This is a genomic window from Candidatus Enterovibrio altilux, from assembly GCF_002381345.1.
GTDB lineage: Bacteria > Pseudomonadota > Gammaproteobacteria > Enterobacterales > Vibrionaceae > Enterovibrio > Enterovibrio altilux.
In genome coordinates this window covers 132,203-149,420 of sequence record NZ_CP020663.1, presented here as the reverse complement: position 1 = coordinate 149,420, position 17,218 = coordinate 132,203, and the positions used below count along the sequence as shown (strand labels likewise).

The following is a 17,218-nucleotide window of genomic DNA, read 5'->3' as shown; positions in this document are numbered from 1 at the left end:
CTATAGGATCAAACTAAACAAAGTAATCATGGGAGACCTCGTTCATTTCGCAACTTAGCCATTATGACGGCTTGTATTGCCAATCAAGGCCATGGTGAGGTTTGCAAGAATCAATTAATTTTGTTTTCAAACTTGTTCAACTACCGTGACTGTGCCCTCATTATTCATGCATTAGCAAGTGATCCAAAACGGTTAACGTTGTGTTTAAGACGAAGACGGAAGGAACCATCTAGTACTTAGCCATTGCTGCTGAGTTAAGTGCATTACATATGACTCATGGTGTAGTGCTATTTAACTTGCTCAAATAGACCTGCCAGAGAATTCATAAAATATAGGCAATGGTGCTTATGATTCCCGGTAATATTACGAACTCATCGAATTGAATGAGCAGCTCCAACCATCCCACCCAAAATAAAGAATAACTTTTGAGAAATTATGTTATCCGTATAATTTAGTAGTTAATTGCCAGCAGTTATGTGGTTCAGAGTAGCATTGGCAAACATAGTGACCATAAATGTTCCTTATCATAGATGGTAATATCTCGAGTTAAAAAATTTTTCAAAGGACATTGAGCTTAAGGAATTACAATGTTCAGATTAGCGAAACCTGCGGCATGATAAAAGCGTTAAATAAGTTTACAAGGGCTAGGTATGCCTAATAACAGAAGCGATGGTCTCATAGTGAATCATGTTGGGATTTGCTATTTGAGCTCAAATTAGGAAACAAAGCTACATGAATCCTGTACTTAGCCTATTTTTTTGCTTGATTGGTGCTTCAACACTTAGGAGTGGTTGAGTAAATAACCAGAATCTGAGATTATTTAATAATATTTTTAATAAGCTAAATGCTGATCTTCTTATGAGGTATTTTGATGAGTGAATGTGGGGCTTATTCAAGCAACTTTATACGCCAAATCATCAACAAAGACTTAGCGAGTGGTGCTCATGTGACCATCCACACGCGTTTTCCGCCTGAACCAAATGGCTATTTACATATTGGTCATGCTAAATCTATTTGTTTGAATTTTGGCATTGCAAAAGACTATCAAGGTCAGTGTAATCTGCGTTTTGATGACACAAATCCTGCAAAAGAAGATATAGAGTTTGTTGAATCAATCAAAGAAGATGTTAATTGGCTTGGTTTTCAGTGGGATGGTGCAGTGTGTTATTCATCAGATTACTTCGATTGTCTGCATGGTTATGCTATCGAGCTAATTGAAAAAGGCTTGGCATATGTTGAAGAGTTGAGTCCCGAGGAAATACGAAAATTCCGCGGGACGTTGACGGAAGCAGGGAAGTACAGTCCATACCGAGATCGAAGCGTAGAAGAAAATATTTCGTTATTTGAAAAAATGAGAAACGGAGATTTTGCAGAAAGTAAAGCATGCCTACGTGCCAAGATTGATATGACGTCTTCATTTATGGTGATGCGTGATCCCGTTCTTTATCGTGTGCGTTTTGCGAAGCACCATAAAACTGGTGATAAATGGTGTATTTACCCGATGTATGATTTCACTCATTGTATTTCAGATGCTCTTGAAGGGATTACTCACAGCCTGTGTACATTAGAATTTCAAGATAACCGTCGTCTTTACGATTGGATACTGAATAATATTATGATTGAACGTCATCCACGCCAGTACGAATTTAGCCGCCTAAACCTTGAATATACTGTGATGTCAAAGCGTAAGCTGAGTATACTGGTGAGTGAAAACTTGGTTAATGGTTGGGATGATCCGCGTATGCCGACCATTGCCGGTTTACGTCGCCGAGGTTATACGCCTGCGGCAATTCGTGAATTCTGTAAGCGAATCGGTGTAACGAAGCAAGACAATACCATTGAAATGAGTGCATTGGAATCATGTTTACGTGATGATTTAAATGAAAATGCACCACGCGCCATGGCTGTTCTTGATCCCGTTAAAGTGGTTATCGAAAATTATGCAAAAGATAAGATTGAAATATTAACTGTACCGAACCACCCGAATAGACCTGACATGGGTACTCGTGAAATTCCGTTCAGCCGTGAAATTTGGATTGAACGTGAAGATTTTCGCGAAGAAGCGAATAAGAAGTACAAGCGTTTGGTATTAGGGAAAAAAGTTCGTTTGCGTAATGCGTATATGGTGAAAGCTGAGCACTGTGAAAAAGATGAAGATGGCAATATTACAACTATTTTCTGTAGCTATGATTCAGAAACCTTAGGTAAAGATCCTATAGATGACCATAAGCCTAAAGGGGTTATCCATTGGGTATCTGCTGATGCAGGTGTTGAAGCTGAAATACGTTTGTATGATTATTTATTTACAGAAGCAAATCCAAACATTGCAAATAATTTTGCGTCACTAATAAATCATAAGTCTCTCATTGTAATGCGCGGATACGTTGAACCAAGCCTTAAAATAGCAGACAAAGAACGCGCATTCCAATTTGAGCGCATAGGATATTTTTGTCTTGATCGCAAAGACAGTAATGAAGATACACTTGTTTTTAATCGAACAGTTGGTCTTCGCGATACCTGGGCTAAAATGAAAGCTAATCATTGAAGATAAAAAACCGGGGTATAAAAATTTAATGCTGACTATTTTAAGTAATGACTAAATTCTATGAAGACGAGCTTTGTTTCTTAATTCAAGTTCAGATAGCAGATCCTAACATGTTGGAGTGATGAAGAAGCCATCCAGCTATGGGATCAAACTAAGCTGAGTAATAATGAGAGACCTCGTTTATTGAGTGACTTAGCCATTACGACAGCCCTCGTGGTTAAATATGTATTTTTAATACCATTGAGGGGTCTGTCAGGATTCATCAGTTATATTTTAAAACTTGCTCAGTTGCCGTGATTATGCCCTCATTACTCATGCATTAGCAAGTGCGCTAAAAGAGTTAACGTCGTATTCAAGGCGAAGAATAAAGGAACCAGCCAGCATTAACCATTGATTTTACGAGGCTCAAAATCTACGGTAAAGACGAATGGTAACTAAAGAAGCATGGTATTTATGGGAAACAACGAGTTTGGTGTAAATTAAATTTAGCGGTAAATATAAAGACGCATGAGATCATTACGGCTGAGTCAAATGCATCAACTGTGACTGGCGATGAATGCTACCTGATTTATTCAAATGGACTCGCTAAAGAATTGATAAAATATCAGGTAATGGAGCTTACGACACCAGACAATGTTATGCAACCATTCGTATTAAACGAGCGTTTCTACTCATTGTACCAAGAAAAGGAGCAACTTTTGGAAACAAAGTTGCCAGCAGTTATACGGTGCAAATTAGCATTGTAAAGTGAGGCATAGTTGTCATAAACGTCCCCTGTCAGAGACAGCAATGTTGCGAGTCAAAAAACTTCTCGGAGGGCTATTAAGCCTAAGGGATCACAATGCTCAGATTAAAGAAACCTACATAATGATAAAAACGTTAAATAAGTTGACAGGGCTAAGTATGCTTCAAACGAAAGAGATTGTCTAATAGTGAATTATGTTGGGATTTGCTATCGGAACTTAAATTAGGAAACCAACCAGAAATATACAAAAAATTAGTGACTTTACAGTAATTATAGGCAATTGAAAAATATGACTCAACTATCGAATACACAGGTTACACCTGATTTAGAGCCGTTTTTCACTACTACCCATTTTTCTGTTGCACCAATGCTGAATTGGACTGACCATCATTGTCAACATTTCCACCGTCTTTTTTCTAAAAATACACTACTTTATTCAGAGATGGTAACCACGGGTGCCATGATCCATGGTAAAAAAAATCTTTTGCGCTGTAATGATGAAGATCATCCGGTTGCATTACAGTTAGGTGGTTCCAACCCGATTGATCTGGCGATGTGTGCCAAGCTGGCGGTTGAACGTGGTTATGATGAAATTAACCTAAATGTTGGTTGCCCATCTGACCGTGTGCAAAATGGTCGCTTCGGGGCATGCTTGATGGGTGAAGCTAATCTAGTGGCGCAGTGCATTTCCGCTATGAAAGAAGTGGTGGATATCCCAGTGACAGTGAAGACTCGCATTGGTATTGATGACCAAAACAGCTACGAATTTTTGATAAATTTTGTGCGCATTGTTCACGAGAGATCCGGTTGCAGTAATTTCACCATTCATGCGCGTATAGCATGGCTCTCTGGTTTAAGTCCGAAAGAAAACCGTGAAATTCCACCACTGAATTACTCGCGCGTTTACCAATTAAAGAAAGATTGCTCACACCTAACTATTGGCATTAACGGCGGTATTAAATCACTTGAAGAAGCGAAAACACACCTGATGTTCATGGATGGTGTAATGATTGGTCGTGCAGCATACCAAAATCCATATATGTTGGCAGAAGTGGATCAGCGTCTGTTTGGTAGTAATGCTCCAATCATCAAGCGTAGTGATGCGGTAAAAGCGATGTTCCCATACATTGAGGTACAACTGAGTAATGGTTCTTACTTGAACCATATTAGTCGCCATATGCTTGGTGTTTTTCAAAATATTCCTGGTGCACGTCAATGGCGTCGTTACATCAGTGAGAATGCTCACAAGCCTGGTTCAGGCATTGAAGTGTTAGAAACTGCACTGACAAAAATATCCTCTGAGCTGAATATATAAGTGTGAACGAGTACGACTAAGTTAGTTGGGTTTCGTTTCCTAAATTAGGGAACTAAATTATTAAGCCATACTCTAAACAGGGCTTTATTTATAATGTATATTATTTAACTATTAAAGTTGGATCGCTTCCTGCAATCTAATCGATCAAGGAGTGTTAGGATGATATAATGATTGTATCTTTATTTTTGGTAGGATTTACAATTGTATTGCTGGCGATGGGGTGGAGCCTTATCGGTATTATTGTCGCGGTAGCATTTGGATTCGTTATAATGGCGCTTGTTGGCATGATTGACCTGATATTTAAACTGCTGTTTTGGCTTGTATTGATTGTAGTGGTGATGTGGTTGTTGAAAGGCAGTAATAAGCATGCAACTTAGTACCGTGATTAATACTCAAAGCGTGCTCGTCTCTATCAATGAGCAAGCGGATATTAATTTAAAATCAAAGGTTTACACTGTTATTAATATGAACTGTCTCGCATAAATATCCAGTGGTTTTAATAACTAATTATATTTTGCTATAGTTAGTATAAACATATTTTAATAAAGTTAGGCGGGACCCTTTCAATGAAAAAAATTAATCTTTCTATTGTCGTGTTAGCAGCTGCTGGAGCATTTGCAATACCAGCGCAATCTGCAGTACTTCTAGGGGCCAAAATCGGTACTGATGCTTGGTACGCGGGTGCTAAAACCAATGATATTCATGTGGATGATGCCAGTATTCAATCTTCTTATTACATTGCGTTTGAGCACTTTATTCCGCTGATCCCTAATGCAAAAGTGCGTTACACTGGTGTTGCGTCAGAAAAATCTAAGACTGATTTTACGCAATATGATTTCATTACGTATTATGAAATTTTAGATAATAATCTCATCTCTTTTGACATCGGCTTGAACTTGCAAAAATTTACAGGCCGTTTTAACAACCTAAACTTCGACGAATGGCAGCCAAACATATACAGTGATGTACGTCTAGGCATTCCAACAACGCTTGTTTCTCTATTTGGTAGCTGTAGTGTTGGTAGTTACAATGAAACCAACACCGTTGATGGTGAAGCGGGTATTTTGTTTACTCTAGGCTTAGTTGCGGCAGACTTAAATTTCAGGGTGGGTTACCGTATTCAAAATTATAAATTCAATTACTTCGGTACTAATAACGGTAAATTCCAAAATAATGGCTTCTTTAGCGGTATTGCATTTGCCTTCTAATCTTCCATTTTGAATGAAAAAAACGACGTATTTTGAGGGTCCCACATGATTTTATTTCCTACTTCGGATTTAGATAGCAAATCCCAAGATGATTCACTATTAGGCAACCATTTTTGTTTTAGGCATGCTTAGTTCTGTCAGCTTGTTTAACGCTTGTATCATGGCGTAAGTCTCACTCATCTGAGCATTCTGATCCCTCAGGCTCAATGTTTTTCTCAGAAATTTTTTGATTCGAACCATTACTATCTCTTACAAGGAACATTTATGGTAACCACACTTCATTTTCTAACGCTTATTGGAACCGTGTAACTTCTGGTCACTGACCGCTAAATTACGTGGATGATTTCGTTCCCCAAAAGTGGCTATTTTTTTGTGGAATGATGGGAACCGCTTATTTAATGCGAGTGGTTTCGTGATATTGTCTGGTGTCATGAACACTCATCGCTTGGTATTGCATGGATTCTTCGGCGGGTCTGTTTGAGTCAGTTAAGTAACACTGCGCTGTCAGTCACATTTAATACACTTATTTAACGGCAATGATCCCATGTGCATTTATATTTACCGTTTCCCATCATTGCTATGCTTTTTTTACTTTTTATTCGTCTTCACCGTATACTTTGAGCTCTGTAAAATTAATGGTTCAGTGTTAGATAGTGCCTTTAGTCTTCGTTTTGAACGTAATGTTCACTGTTTTAGCTCGCTTACTAATGTATGACTAGTGAGGGTATGACAACAGCAGTTGAGCAAGTTTGAAAACAGAATCAATGAATTTTTGCAGATCTTTCAATGGCATTGAAAACAAGCGTTTAACTATGAGAGCTGTTGTAATGGTTAAGTGGCTAAATAAACGAGGTCTTTCATGATGACCATCCGCTTAGTTTGACTCCATAGCTGAGTGGCTTCTTTATCAATCCAGAATGTTAGTGAGCCACAATTGATTAAAGCTTCATTGTACTGCTCCCAGTTATTTGTTTTGTAGTGAAGATTATTCATAGATCTGAACATTTAAGTGAGCCTAACTGTTTAGAATGCTTATTGAAAATTTAGTCCCCTTATCTAAGAAATAAAGCTGACTACCATAAACGTTTCTTAGCAAAAACAGTAATGGTTCGAGTCAAAAACTACTAGTAGGGATATTGATCCTAAGGGATTATGAAACTCAGACTAGCGAAACTTTGATCATGATAAAAGCGTTCAATAAGCTGACAAGACTAGGTATGCTTAATACGAAAGCGATTATCTAATAGCTAATCATGTTGTAATTTGCTACCTGAACTTGAATTAGGAAATAAAGCCCATTATCCATGCTAAATTGCTTGCTTGGACAGTGGCTTTGTTTTTATTGCTCAATATGCGTATTTTTGTTCTTAGTTTTTAGTTCTTCTTGTAACGAAAACACTATGTTAAAGCATGTGACTGATTGGTATATAAGGTTTATTAATTGCTTACGCAGAATCTTAGAATAGAGCAATTACGGAATAGCCCAATGTCTAAAACCATCCGCATAACTTGCTTGGAGGTAAATAATATTTACGCACCAAGATATGTTTAGTTTGCTGAATAGCCTCTTCGAGCCACTTTAAAGCGAGTATCTCAAGAGTGAGAGATTTATGATGAAGCCATCCTAGGAGTATTCAATGTCTTCATTCGATTGACATTACTATATATGTAGGTTGCATTGCAGCTCATTCCGTTACAAGCCATTTGTTGGATATTTTGTATAGTAAGAATTACGCTAACATAGCGTTAATTGCTGTCAACACTGACATTGGGTCATCCGCTTGCGTAATAGGACGTCCTATTACGAGATAGTCAGAACCAGCAGCAACAGCTTCAACTGGTGTCATAATTCGACGCTGATCATGAGCATCACTGCCTACTGGGCGAATACCTGGCGTTACCAACTGAAATTCAGCTCCCAATGCTGATTTAAGCATGCTGGACTCATGTGCAGAACAAACGACACCATCTAAACCACTGTTATACATTAAGGTTGCCAAAGACATAACGTGGACTTGAGTAGCGTGACTAATACCAACACCATCAAGGTCACTTTGTTCCATACTAGTTAGTACCGTAATACCAATCAATAATGGTTTGTCTTTACCATAAGACTCTAATGCTTCACGTGCTGCAACCATCATTCGCTCGCCACCAATGGCATGAATATTAACCATCCACACGCCCAATTCAGCTGCCGCAGCAACGGCCCGCGCACACGTATTTGGAATATCATGAAACTTAAGGTCTAAGAACACGGTGTGACCGCGCGTGTGTAATTGGCGTATATAATCTGGGCCATATAGGGTAAACATTTCTTTTCCCACTTTCAGATGGCAACTACCAGGTTCTATGCGATCAACAAATGTTAGTGCATTATTAATATTTGGGTAATCCAATGCAACAATTATTTTTGGGTCCAGCATTTTTACTTATTCTCCATCTAACCCTTTGATAGGTTTAATTAAGCCCCACCCTTTACAAGAAGGGCAGTGCCAGTACAACGCATGCGTTGAAAAACCACATTTCCAGCAACGATAATTAGGCTTTATTTTGAGCTGTTCTTCAACGAGATGCTTTAGTGTATTTAAGCTCGATTTTGCACGGCCTTCTTCCGCTTGCTCTACATGAAGTTCCATAAGCTTATGAAAACCTTTCATTGTAGGATTTTTCGTCAATTGCCTAGTGAGAAACGTCTGCGCCATTGCTGCGTTTTCATGGCAGTTAATAATATCTGACATCATCAATTCAGCAGATACACCGGTATTTTTTTCGATACAAAGTTTAAGGAAACGGACGAATGCCATGTTTTTCTCCATATCGTGATAGCAGCCTTCAAGCATTGGAAGTGCTTCACTGACAAAGTCAGGATCTTGATCGAGCACCGATTCTAATAGTTTTACAGCACCTTTATAGTCTTTTTCATCAATGTCTAAGCGTGCCAATATTAACGATGCTCGCACACATGATTTATCTACTGACAATGCTTTACGAAGGAGTTGCCTGACAACCTTATCATCACTATCCGTAGTGGACTGCATTGCAAGTTCACAGTAAAAATGAGAGATGTCACGCTTAAGTTTATTTTTTCCCGCTTTAACTAATCGACTAGCAATCTCAATCGCTTTTTCCCATTCACGAGTTTGCTGATAAATAGCAAGTAGTTGTTGCAAGGCAAATTCTTTATAATCAGGCTCTCCAATTAACTGGTGGAAAATTTTTTCTGCACGGTCAAAGAAACCTGCAACCATATAGTCTTTGGCAAGTTGTTGTAAGGCAAGATTACGTTGATCTTGTGTGAGGTTTGGACGAGCAATTAAATTTTGGTGGATACGGATAGCACGATCGACTTCGCCACGAGAACGAAACAGGTTCCCGAGTGTTAAGTGAGTATCGATTGTCTCATTGTCAACTTGGAGCAGTTCAATGAATAGGTCGACTGCTTTATCAGATTGATCTGATAAGAGTAAATTAAGACCAGCTACATATTGGCGTGACAAATGATGAGATTGATCCTGACGACGGTAACGAGTATTCCTATTACCCATGTACCAACCATATCCAGCGGCGATCGGTAGTAATAGAAACAACAGTTCAAGCATTTAAAATTATTCCTTAACTGGGTCAGTACGGAGTTTATCCAGTTCTTTGCGCTGTTTATTTACTTGTTTCTTGAGTATAGCCGCAGACATACAAACTTTGAGATAAGGAATACTGCATATTAACCAACCGAGTGTGAATCCGGTGCCGAATATGACACCCAGAAGTAAAGATAGTTTGAACTCTCCCTGAGCGACTAAATAGTTAATTTTAACTATTTCTTGATTTTGAGCACCAAGGGCTAGCGTGATAAAAAAACACAGAACGAGTATTACTATACCAATAATATTCACAATCACTTCCTATAAAATTTCAGTAAACAATAAACATTCACTAAATAGTAGTCATACTATTTATGTCTGATTATTCCGTAATTTGGTTTGTCAGACCATTCCATGAGATATAAAAAAACGGCATACATAACATATGCCGTTTTTTTATTCAAAAGCAAATCAACTAAGGTTGATGCGATCACGAAGCTCCTTTCCTGGTTTGAAGTGAGGAACGTATTTACCATCCAACTCAACTTTATCACCAGTTTTTGGATTGCGCCCAATGCGAGGAGCGCGATAGTGCAATGAAAAACTACCGAAGCCACGGATCTCAATTCGGTTACCCTCTTCGAGTGCAGTGGCCATGTGTTCAAGGATCTCCTTGATGACATCTTCTATTCGTTTGGCAGAAAGATGAGTTTGCTGACTACATAGTCTCTCGATTAACTCAGACTTGGTCATGGATACCCCACTTTTAGTAAGTTTATCAACAGCATAATCATAGAAAAATATTTTTTCCACGGCACTAAATTATTCACTTTTCGCAGCTTTGAAAGCATCAGCCATTGCATTACCAAAGACAGTATCATCTACTTTATTAAGAGTTGTCATAGCTTCTTGCTCGTTGGCTTCATCTTTCGCTCGAATAGAGAGGTTAACCATGCGATTCTTACGATCTACACCAGTAAATTTCGCTTCAACTTCGTCACCAACAGCCAAAATAAGAGTTGCATCCTCAACACGGTCACGTGATGTTTCAGAAGCACGTAGATAGCCTTCAACGCCTTCAATAAGTTCAATAGTTGCGCCTTTAGCATCAACAGCAGTTACTTTGCCCTTAACAATTGTACCTTTCTTAAAATCAACCAGATAGCTGTTGAATGGGTCTTCTTTCATTTGCTTAATGCCAAGTGAGATACGTTCACGCTCAGCATCAACCTGAAGAACTACTGCAGAAATTTCATCACCTTTTTTGAAGTCGCGTACTGCTTCTTCGCCTATAATATGCCAAGAGATATCAGACAGGTGTACCAGACCATCGATGCCACCGTCTAAACCGATGAATATCCCAAAGTCAGTGATTGATTTAATCTTACCAGTAACATGATTACCCTTGTTTTGCGTTTCTGCAAACGACTGCCAAGGGTTAGCTTTACATTGTTTCAGACCTAAGCTGATGCGGCGGCGCTCTTCGTCAATGTCCAGAACCATAACATCAACTTCATCATTCACGTTAACAACTTTAGATGGGTGAATATTTTTATTAGTCCAGTCCATTTCAGAAACGTGTACTAGCCCTTCAACTCCTTCTTCGATTTCTACAAAGCACCCATAATCAGTCAAATTAGTTACCCGCCCTGTCAATTTGTGGCTTTCTGGGTAACGGTTAGCAATTGCTACCCATGGATCTTCACCAAGTTGTTTAAGACCTAGTGATACGCGTGTACGGTCACGGTCAAATTTAAGAACTTTAACTAAAATTTCGCCTCCAACGTTAACTATTTCTGATGGATGCTTAACACGTTTCCAAGCCATATCAGTGATGTGAAGCAGGCCGTCAACACCTCCTAAATCTACGAATGCGCCGTAGTCAGTTAAGTTCTTGACAATACCTTTAACTTCCATACCTTCTTGTAGAGATGCAAGCAGTTCATCACGCTCAACACTGTTTTCGGATTCGATCACAGCACGACGAGAAACAACAATGTTGTTACGTTTCTGGTCTAACTTGATAACTTTAAACTCCAGCTCTTTGCCTTCTAGATGAGAAGTGTCACGAACTGGGCGAACGTCAACCAGTGAACCAGGGAGGAACGCACGGATACCATTTAGCTCAACAGTGAAACCGCCTTTAACTTTACCGTTAATAACACCAAGAACAGTTTCAGCTTCTTCGTAAGCTGTTTCTAGTTGGATCCAAGCTTCATGACGTTTTGCTTTTTCACGAGAAAGCTGCGTTTCACCGAAACCATCTTCGATCGCGTCTAACGCTACGTCAACCTCAGAACCAACTACAACTTCTAGCTCGCCAGCAGCATTTTTGAATTGTTCTGCAGGGATAGAAGACTCAGATTTCAGGCCAGCATCAACAAGGACGTAACCGTTCGTAATAGCTATGATAGTACCTTTAACTATGGCACCAGGGCGAGTTTCAATCTCTCTTAGAGATTCTTCAAAGAGTGAAGCAAAAGATTCAGTCATTAATTTGATCTTCAATTATTTAAACGTCCACTGGTATCCTACCGTATGGGGTTGATATTAATGTTGGTCATCATCCTTGCGACCAAAGAAGTTACCGCTGTTTCAAAAAGTGACGGTAAATTTACTTTCAATATAAGACAAAGCATACTCAAGTACCTTCTCAATATTGATAACGGTTGAATCTAGCAATAATGCATCGTCTGCGGGACGTAATGCCGCAATTGAGCGGTTGCGATCTCGATCATCACGTTCCTTGATTGCATGTAAAAGGCAATTAAATTTAACATCTAACCCCTTTTGTTGCAACTGGTTCATGCGACGTGTAGCGCGCTCTTCTGTGCTAGCATCTAAGAAAATTTTTACTTCTGCCTTAGGAAAAACAACTGTTCCCATATCACGACCATCAGCGATTAAGCCTGGCGCCTCAGCGAATGCACGTTGACGACGCAGTAATGCTTCACGCACGCGTGGCAATTCAGCTACTTTTGAAGCCGCCATGCCTGTTTCTTCTTTACGTAATTCATCGGAAACATTTTTACCTTCTAAAATAACCTTTATAAGTTTACCTTCCGCTTTAAATTGCACATCAAGATGAGTAGCCAGAGGTACCAGCTCATCTTCAGATGTAGAGTCAAGACTATGATGAATGGCCGCTAGAGCAAGAACACGATAAATCGCCCCTGAGTCCAGTAAATTCCAGCCCAGCTTCTTCGCTAAAAGCATACATAGAGTTCCCTTCCCAGCTCCACTTGGACCATCAACGGTAATTATATGCGCTTGGGTAGACATTCTTTTCTCCAAATCTAATTTATATTTTGAATAAGTTAAGCAGTGTATCCACAAACACTCCGCATATACTGAAGCAACTGAAAGATGCAGAAAATAAATTTTGCATCTATTTTATTTGTTTACATGTTTTTTTGTGAGTTCAATGTGTTTTGTACTAAGCATAATAAATAACCAGTGCTCTTTTATTCGATGATCATTATGTTTTCAATTTCTACCATGAAGTTGAATATTTGTTGGCCACGCCGAACGTCAGAGTATTTAAAAAAGAGTATTCCATGAATTATCTCTAGTTTAGACTGTAACTATTTGACCACTTTTATGATATTCTTATTAGCTTGCACGTAGTCATTTTTGACATACTTACCTGAGGGATATTGGCTCCATGAGCAATCTTGCTAAAGAGATTACGCCCGTCAACATTGAAGATGAGCTGAAAAGCTCTTACCTAGACTATGCGATGTCAGTCATCATTGGCCGAGCTCTTCCTGACGTGCGTGATGGTTTAAAGCCGGTACACCGCCGTGTTCTTTTCGCGATGAATGTGTTGGGCAACGACTGGAATAAAGTATATAAAAAATCTGCACGTGTTGTCGGCGATGTGATTGGTAAATATCACCCACATGGTGACAGTGCGGTCTATGATGCCATCGTCCGTATGGCACAGCCTTTTTCGCTGCGTTATATGCTAGTCGACGGACAAGGTAACTTCGGTTCAGTTGACGGAGACTCCGCGGCAGCAATGCGTTATACAGAAGTGCGTATGTCGAAAATTGCCCATGAATTATTGATGGATTTGGATAAAGATACTGTTGATTATGTACCCAATTATGATGGTACAGAACAGATCCCAGAAGTTATGCCAACTCGTGTGCCAAACTTGTTGATTAATGGCTCGTCGGGTATTGCTGTAGGCATGGCAACCAATATTCCTCCGCACAATTTGACTGAAGTTATGAGCGGATGTTTGGCATATATTAGAAATGAAAACATTACTCTTGAAGAATTGATGGCTCATATTCCAGGGCCAGATTTCCCAACTGCAGCGATGATTAATGGCCGAAAAGGCATTGAAGATGCTTACCGCACTGGCCGTGGTAAAATTTACTTGCGTTCTCGTGCTGAGATTGCAGTCGATAAGAACGGTAAAGAAACGATTATTGTTTATGAAATCCCTTACCAAGTAAATAAAGCGCGCCTGATCGAAAAGATGGCCGAGCTGGTTAAAAATAAGAAAATCGAGGGTATTAATGCGCTGCGTGACGAATCTGATAAAGATGGTATGCGTATCGTTATCGAATGTAAGCGTGATGCAGTCGGTGAAGTGATTCTCAATAACTTGTATTCTCAAACGCAACTTCAAACCTCTTTTGGTATTAACATGGTCGCGTTGGATAATCACCAACCCCGCTTGTTTGGTCTGAAAGACATGCTGAAGTGTTTTGTCAATCATCGACGTGAAGTAGTAACGCGACGTACGATTTATGAATTACGCAAAGCGCGTGATCGCGCACATACCTTGGAAAGCTTAGCAATTGCACTTGCAAATATCGATGAAATTATAGAAATGATTCGTAACACACAAACTCCGGCAATCGCTCGTGAACAGCTTCAACCATGTGGTTGGAATTTGGGAACTGTTGCGGCAATGCTTGAAACGACAGGTGTTGATGTAGCTCGCCCTGAATGGTTAGAAGATGAATATGGTATTCGTGACGGGAAGTATTTCTTAACTGAGCAACAAGCACAAGCTATCTTAGATTTGCGGCTACACAAACTGACTGGTCTCGAACACGAGAAAATTTTGGAGGAATACAAAGAACTGCTGAAACTGATAGGAGAGTTAATGTATATCCTGTCTACTCCAACTCGTCTCATGGAAGTTATCCGTCAAGAGTTTGAAACGATTCGTGATGGATATGGTGATGCACGTCGCACTGAAATCACTGTGGCAAGTGCAGACATCAACATTGAAGATCTTATCAATCAGGAAGACGTGGTTGTTACATTGTCTCATGAAGGTTATGTGAAATATCAACCTCTGAATGACTATGAAGCACAACGTCGTGGTGGTAAAGGTAAGTCCGCGACTCGCATGAAAGAAGAAGATTTCATCGAGCGTCTGTTAGTTGCTAACACCCACGATACTATTCTGTGCTTCTCAAGCCGCGGTCGCATGTATTGGATGAAAGTATATCAATTACCTCTAGCGTCTCGGACAGCGCGTGGTAAACCAATTGTTAATATTCTGCCTTTAGAACCGAACGAACGCATTACTGCGGTTCTGCCCGTCAGAGAGTATGCAGATGACAAATTTGTCTTCATGGCAACTGCAGATGGTACCGTCAAGAAAACATCATTGACTGATTTTAGCCGTCCACGTAGTGCTGGTATTATTGCTGTGAATTTACGCGAAGGTGATTCACTTATTGGTGTTGATATCACTGATGGTGATGATGAAATCATGTTATTCACTGATGCGGGTAAAGTTGTTCGTTTTAAAGAAGCTGAAGAGTTTCCAGTTTTAGATGAGAATGGTAAGCCAGCACTTGATGAGAATGGTAATCCAGAGATCAAGTTTAAAGGTGTACGTTTAATGGGACGTACAGCTGCGGGTGTACGCGGTATTAAACTTGCACCAAATAATAAGGTGGTTTCACTAATTGTTCCGCGTGCTAATGGTGATATTCTTACCGTCACAGTGAATGGTTATGGTAAGCGTACCGCACTAGTTGAGTACCCTTCTAAGAGCCGTGCAACACAAGGCGTTGTATCTATTAAGGTGTCTGCACGTAATGGCTCTGTAGTAGGCGCCATTCAGGTGAGCGAAGGTGATGAATTTATGATGATCACCAACGCGGGCACATTGGTTCGTACTCGCGCATCTGAAGTGAGTCAAGTTGGCCGTAATACTCAAGGCGTTACTCTGATACGTACTAGCCAAAATGAAGCAGTTGTTGGTCTTCAACATATTGATGAACCAGAAGAAATCGGGCTGATGGAAGATATAGACGATGATGAAAAAAACAAAGATTAATTTTATTTAGTGTCATCAATGCATACGCAGCATTTACTTAAAAACACTTACTTTTAAGTAAGTGTTTTTTGTTCATATTTTCATCAAAAATTTTACACAAATAAAATTCGTATACTCAATTAACTTAAAGGTACAAACGTAATCATCTTAAACCTATTATATATTATGGGTATTTTGTAGTCTACAATGGCAGGAAGAGCCACAGTAAAAAATTGTTTCATAACCTATTTAAAATAGCTTTGTTTCCTAATTCGAGCTCAGATAACAAATCTCAACATGGTTTATTATTAGATAATCGCTTCCATTTTAAACATCTTTATCTCGGTCAGCTTATTGAACGCTTTTATCATGGTGCTGGTTTCACTAATATGAATTGTGTAATTTTTTAAACTCAATGTCCGCTGAGTAGTTTTTGGACTTGCACCATTGCTGTCTCTGCTATGAAACGTTTATGGTAATCGGCTTTCTTTTTTAAATAAAAAATTAAATTTTTAATCAACACTATAAACAGTTAGACTCACTTAAATATTCAAGTCTATGAATAATGTTCGCTACAAAGCAACTAACTGGAATCAAACTAAACTGGGTAATTATGGAAGACCTCGTTTATTTATCGACTAGCCATCACGATGGTCTGCATGGTTAACAGTGTATTTTTAATGCTATTGAGAGGTCTGAAAGGATTCATTAAATTTGTTTTCAAACTCACTCAACTGCCATTGTCATATCCTTACTATTCATGCATTAGTAAGCGAGCCAAAACGGTTAACGTCACGTTCAAGATGAAGAATGAATGAAGCATCCAGCACTTGACTATTAATTCTATGGGACTCAAAGTCCACGATGAAGAATAATGGAAAGTAAAAAAGCATGGTATTGATGAAAAACGACGAATCTGGCGTAAGTGATATTTAGTGGTAGATATAAATACGGATGAAATCATTGCTATGCGGCTCCACTCAGCATTGAAAAACGAGGTATAGTTGCCATAAACGTTCCCTATTAAGAATTGCAATGGTTCAAGTAAAAAAATCACTGGGAGAGACATTGAGTTTAAGGGCTCATAATGTTCAGATTAGCGAAACTTACGCCATGGTACAAACGTTAAAGAAACTAACAGGGCAGGTATGCCTAAAATAAAAGCAATTATTTAATCGTTAGTCCTTTTGAAACTAGCTATCTGAACTTGAATTAGAAAACAAAGCAGATATATAAAAATAATTTCGTCAAAAATACAACATTTATGCTTAATATTAAACTTCACTACTTTCTTTCTTCTATATAGCCTAAAGTTTAACTTAATAGTGCGGCCATATAAGGCGATGAATGAATAGCTTAGAAATAATTTTTACTTTGAAGCTGAAAATTGATTTAAAGAAGCTGTGAACTATTTTTACTATGATTTTTAAAAAATTGCAGGCTCTTTAACACCCCAAATAAATGATAAGTTTTAGGTGTTTAAGCCTGCATCTGTGAGTTGATTAAGGTTGATTTTATTTGCAATAATA

At 39.0% G+C, this 17,218-nt stretch carries 11 protein-coding genes and 3 pseudogenes; 7 read left to right on the top strand and 7 right to left on the bottom strand.

Translation table 11 applies throughout. The features are described 5' to 3' along the window. Positions 1-871 precede the first annotated feature (871 nt). From glnS to BTN50_RS08300, 5 genes and pseudogenes are all read left to right on the top strand, one after another. On the top strand, positions 872-2,545 hold the full coding sequence (glnS, locus tag BTN50_RS08325; RefSeq protein WP_096619789.1) for a glutamine--tRNA ligase: 1,674 nt from the start codon (positions 872-874) through the stop codon (positions 2,543-2,545). Between the two features lie 105 nt (positions 2,546-2,650). Beyond that, positions 2,651-3,475, top strand: a pseudogene (locus BTN50_RS11590) (IS5 family transposase); the annotation flags it as partial. Between the two features lie 104 nt (positions 3,476-3,579). Next, entirely contained in the window at positions 3,580-4,605 is a 1,026-nt protein-coding gene (gene dusA / locus BTN50_RS08310; RefSeq protein WP_096619786.1) for a tRNA dihydrouridine(20/20a) synthase DusA, read from the top strand. 167 nt (positions 4,606-4,772) lie between these two features. Next, the gene (locus tag BTN50_RS08305) at positions 4,773-4,982 is read left to right on the top strand and encodes an envelope stress response protein PspG (protein WP_096619785.1); all 210 of its coding nucleotides are present in this window, start codon (positions 4,773-4,775) and stop codon (positions 4,980-4,982) included. Between the two features lie 189 nt (positions 4,983-5,171). Then, positions 5,172-5,813, top strand: a complete 642-nt coding sequence (locus BTN50_RS08300) for a TIGR04219 family outer membrane beta-barrel protein (RefSeq protein ID WP_096619784.1) — start codon at positions 5,172-5,174, stop codon at positions 5,811-5,813. A gap of 99 nt (positions 5,814-5,912) precedes the next feature. Here BTN50_RS08300 and BTN50_RS08295 read toward each other — a convergent pair. The 7 genes and pseudogenes from BTN50_RS08295 to cmk form a co-directional block, all read right to left on the bottom strand. Then, a pseudogene (locus tag BTN50_RS08295) lies at positions 5,913-6,806 on the bottom strand (IS5 family transposase). A 737-nt stretch (positions 6,807-7,543) separates the two neighbouring features. Beyond that, the gene (gene pyrF, locus BTN50_RS08290) at positions 7,544-8,239 is read right to left on the bottom strand and encodes an orotidine-5'-phosphate decarboxylase (RefSeq protein ID WP_096619783.1); all 696 of its coding nucleotides are present in this window, start codon (positions 8,237-8,239) and stop codon (positions 7,544-7,546) included. A gap of 6 nt (positions 8,240-8,245) precedes the next feature. Beyond that, positions 8,246-9,415, bottom strand: a complete 1,170-nt coding sequence (lapB, locus tag BTN50_RS08285; RefSeq protein ID WP_096619782.1) for a lipopolysaccharide assembly protein LapB — start codon at positions 9,413-9,415, stop codon at positions 8,246-8,248. A 6-nt stretch (positions 9,416-9,421) separates the two neighbouring features. Next, the gene (locus tag BTN50_RS08280) at positions 9,422-9,706 is read right to left on the bottom strand and encodes a LapA family protein (RefSeq protein WP_096619781.1); all 285 of its coding nucleotides are present in this window, start codon (positions 9,704-9,706) and stop codon (positions 9,422-9,424) included. A 159-nt stretch (positions 9,707-9,865) separates the two neighbouring features. Continuing rightward, positions 9,866-10,147: an integration host factor subunit beta gene (gene ihfB / locus BTN50_RS08275; RefSeq protein ID WP_096619780.1), complete on the bottom strand. Its 282-nt coding sequence runs from the start codon at positions 10,145-10,147 to the stop codon at positions 9,866-9,868. A gap of 69 nt (positions 10,148-10,216) precedes the next feature. Beyond that, positions 10,217-11,887, bottom strand: coding sequence for a 30S ribosomal protein S1 (rpsA, locus tag BTN50_RS08270; protein WP_096619779.1), 1,671 nt, complete (start codon positions 11,885-11,887; stop codon positions 10,217-10,219). A gap of 102 nt (positions 11,888-11,989) precedes the next feature. Beyond that, positions 11,990-12,676, bottom strand: a complete 687-nt coding sequence (gene cmk, locus BTN50_RS08265) for a (d)CMP kinase (protein WP_096619778.1) — start codon at positions 12,674-12,676, stop codon at positions 11,990-11,992. A gap of 382 nt (positions 12,677-13,058) precedes the next feature. Here cmk and gyrA point away from each other — a divergent pair, with 382 nt between their 5' ends. Next, positions 13,059-15,710, top strand: coding sequence for a DNA topoisomerase (ATP-hydrolyzing) subunit A (gene gyrA, locus BTN50_RS08260; protein ID WP_096619777.1), 2,652 nt, complete (start codon positions 13,059-13,061; stop codon positions 15,708-15,710). A gap of 537 nt (positions 15,711-16,247) precedes the next feature. Next, positions 16,248-16,864, top strand: a pseudogene (locus tag BTN50_RS08255) (transposase). Positions 16,865-17,218: the final 354 nt, after the last annotated feature.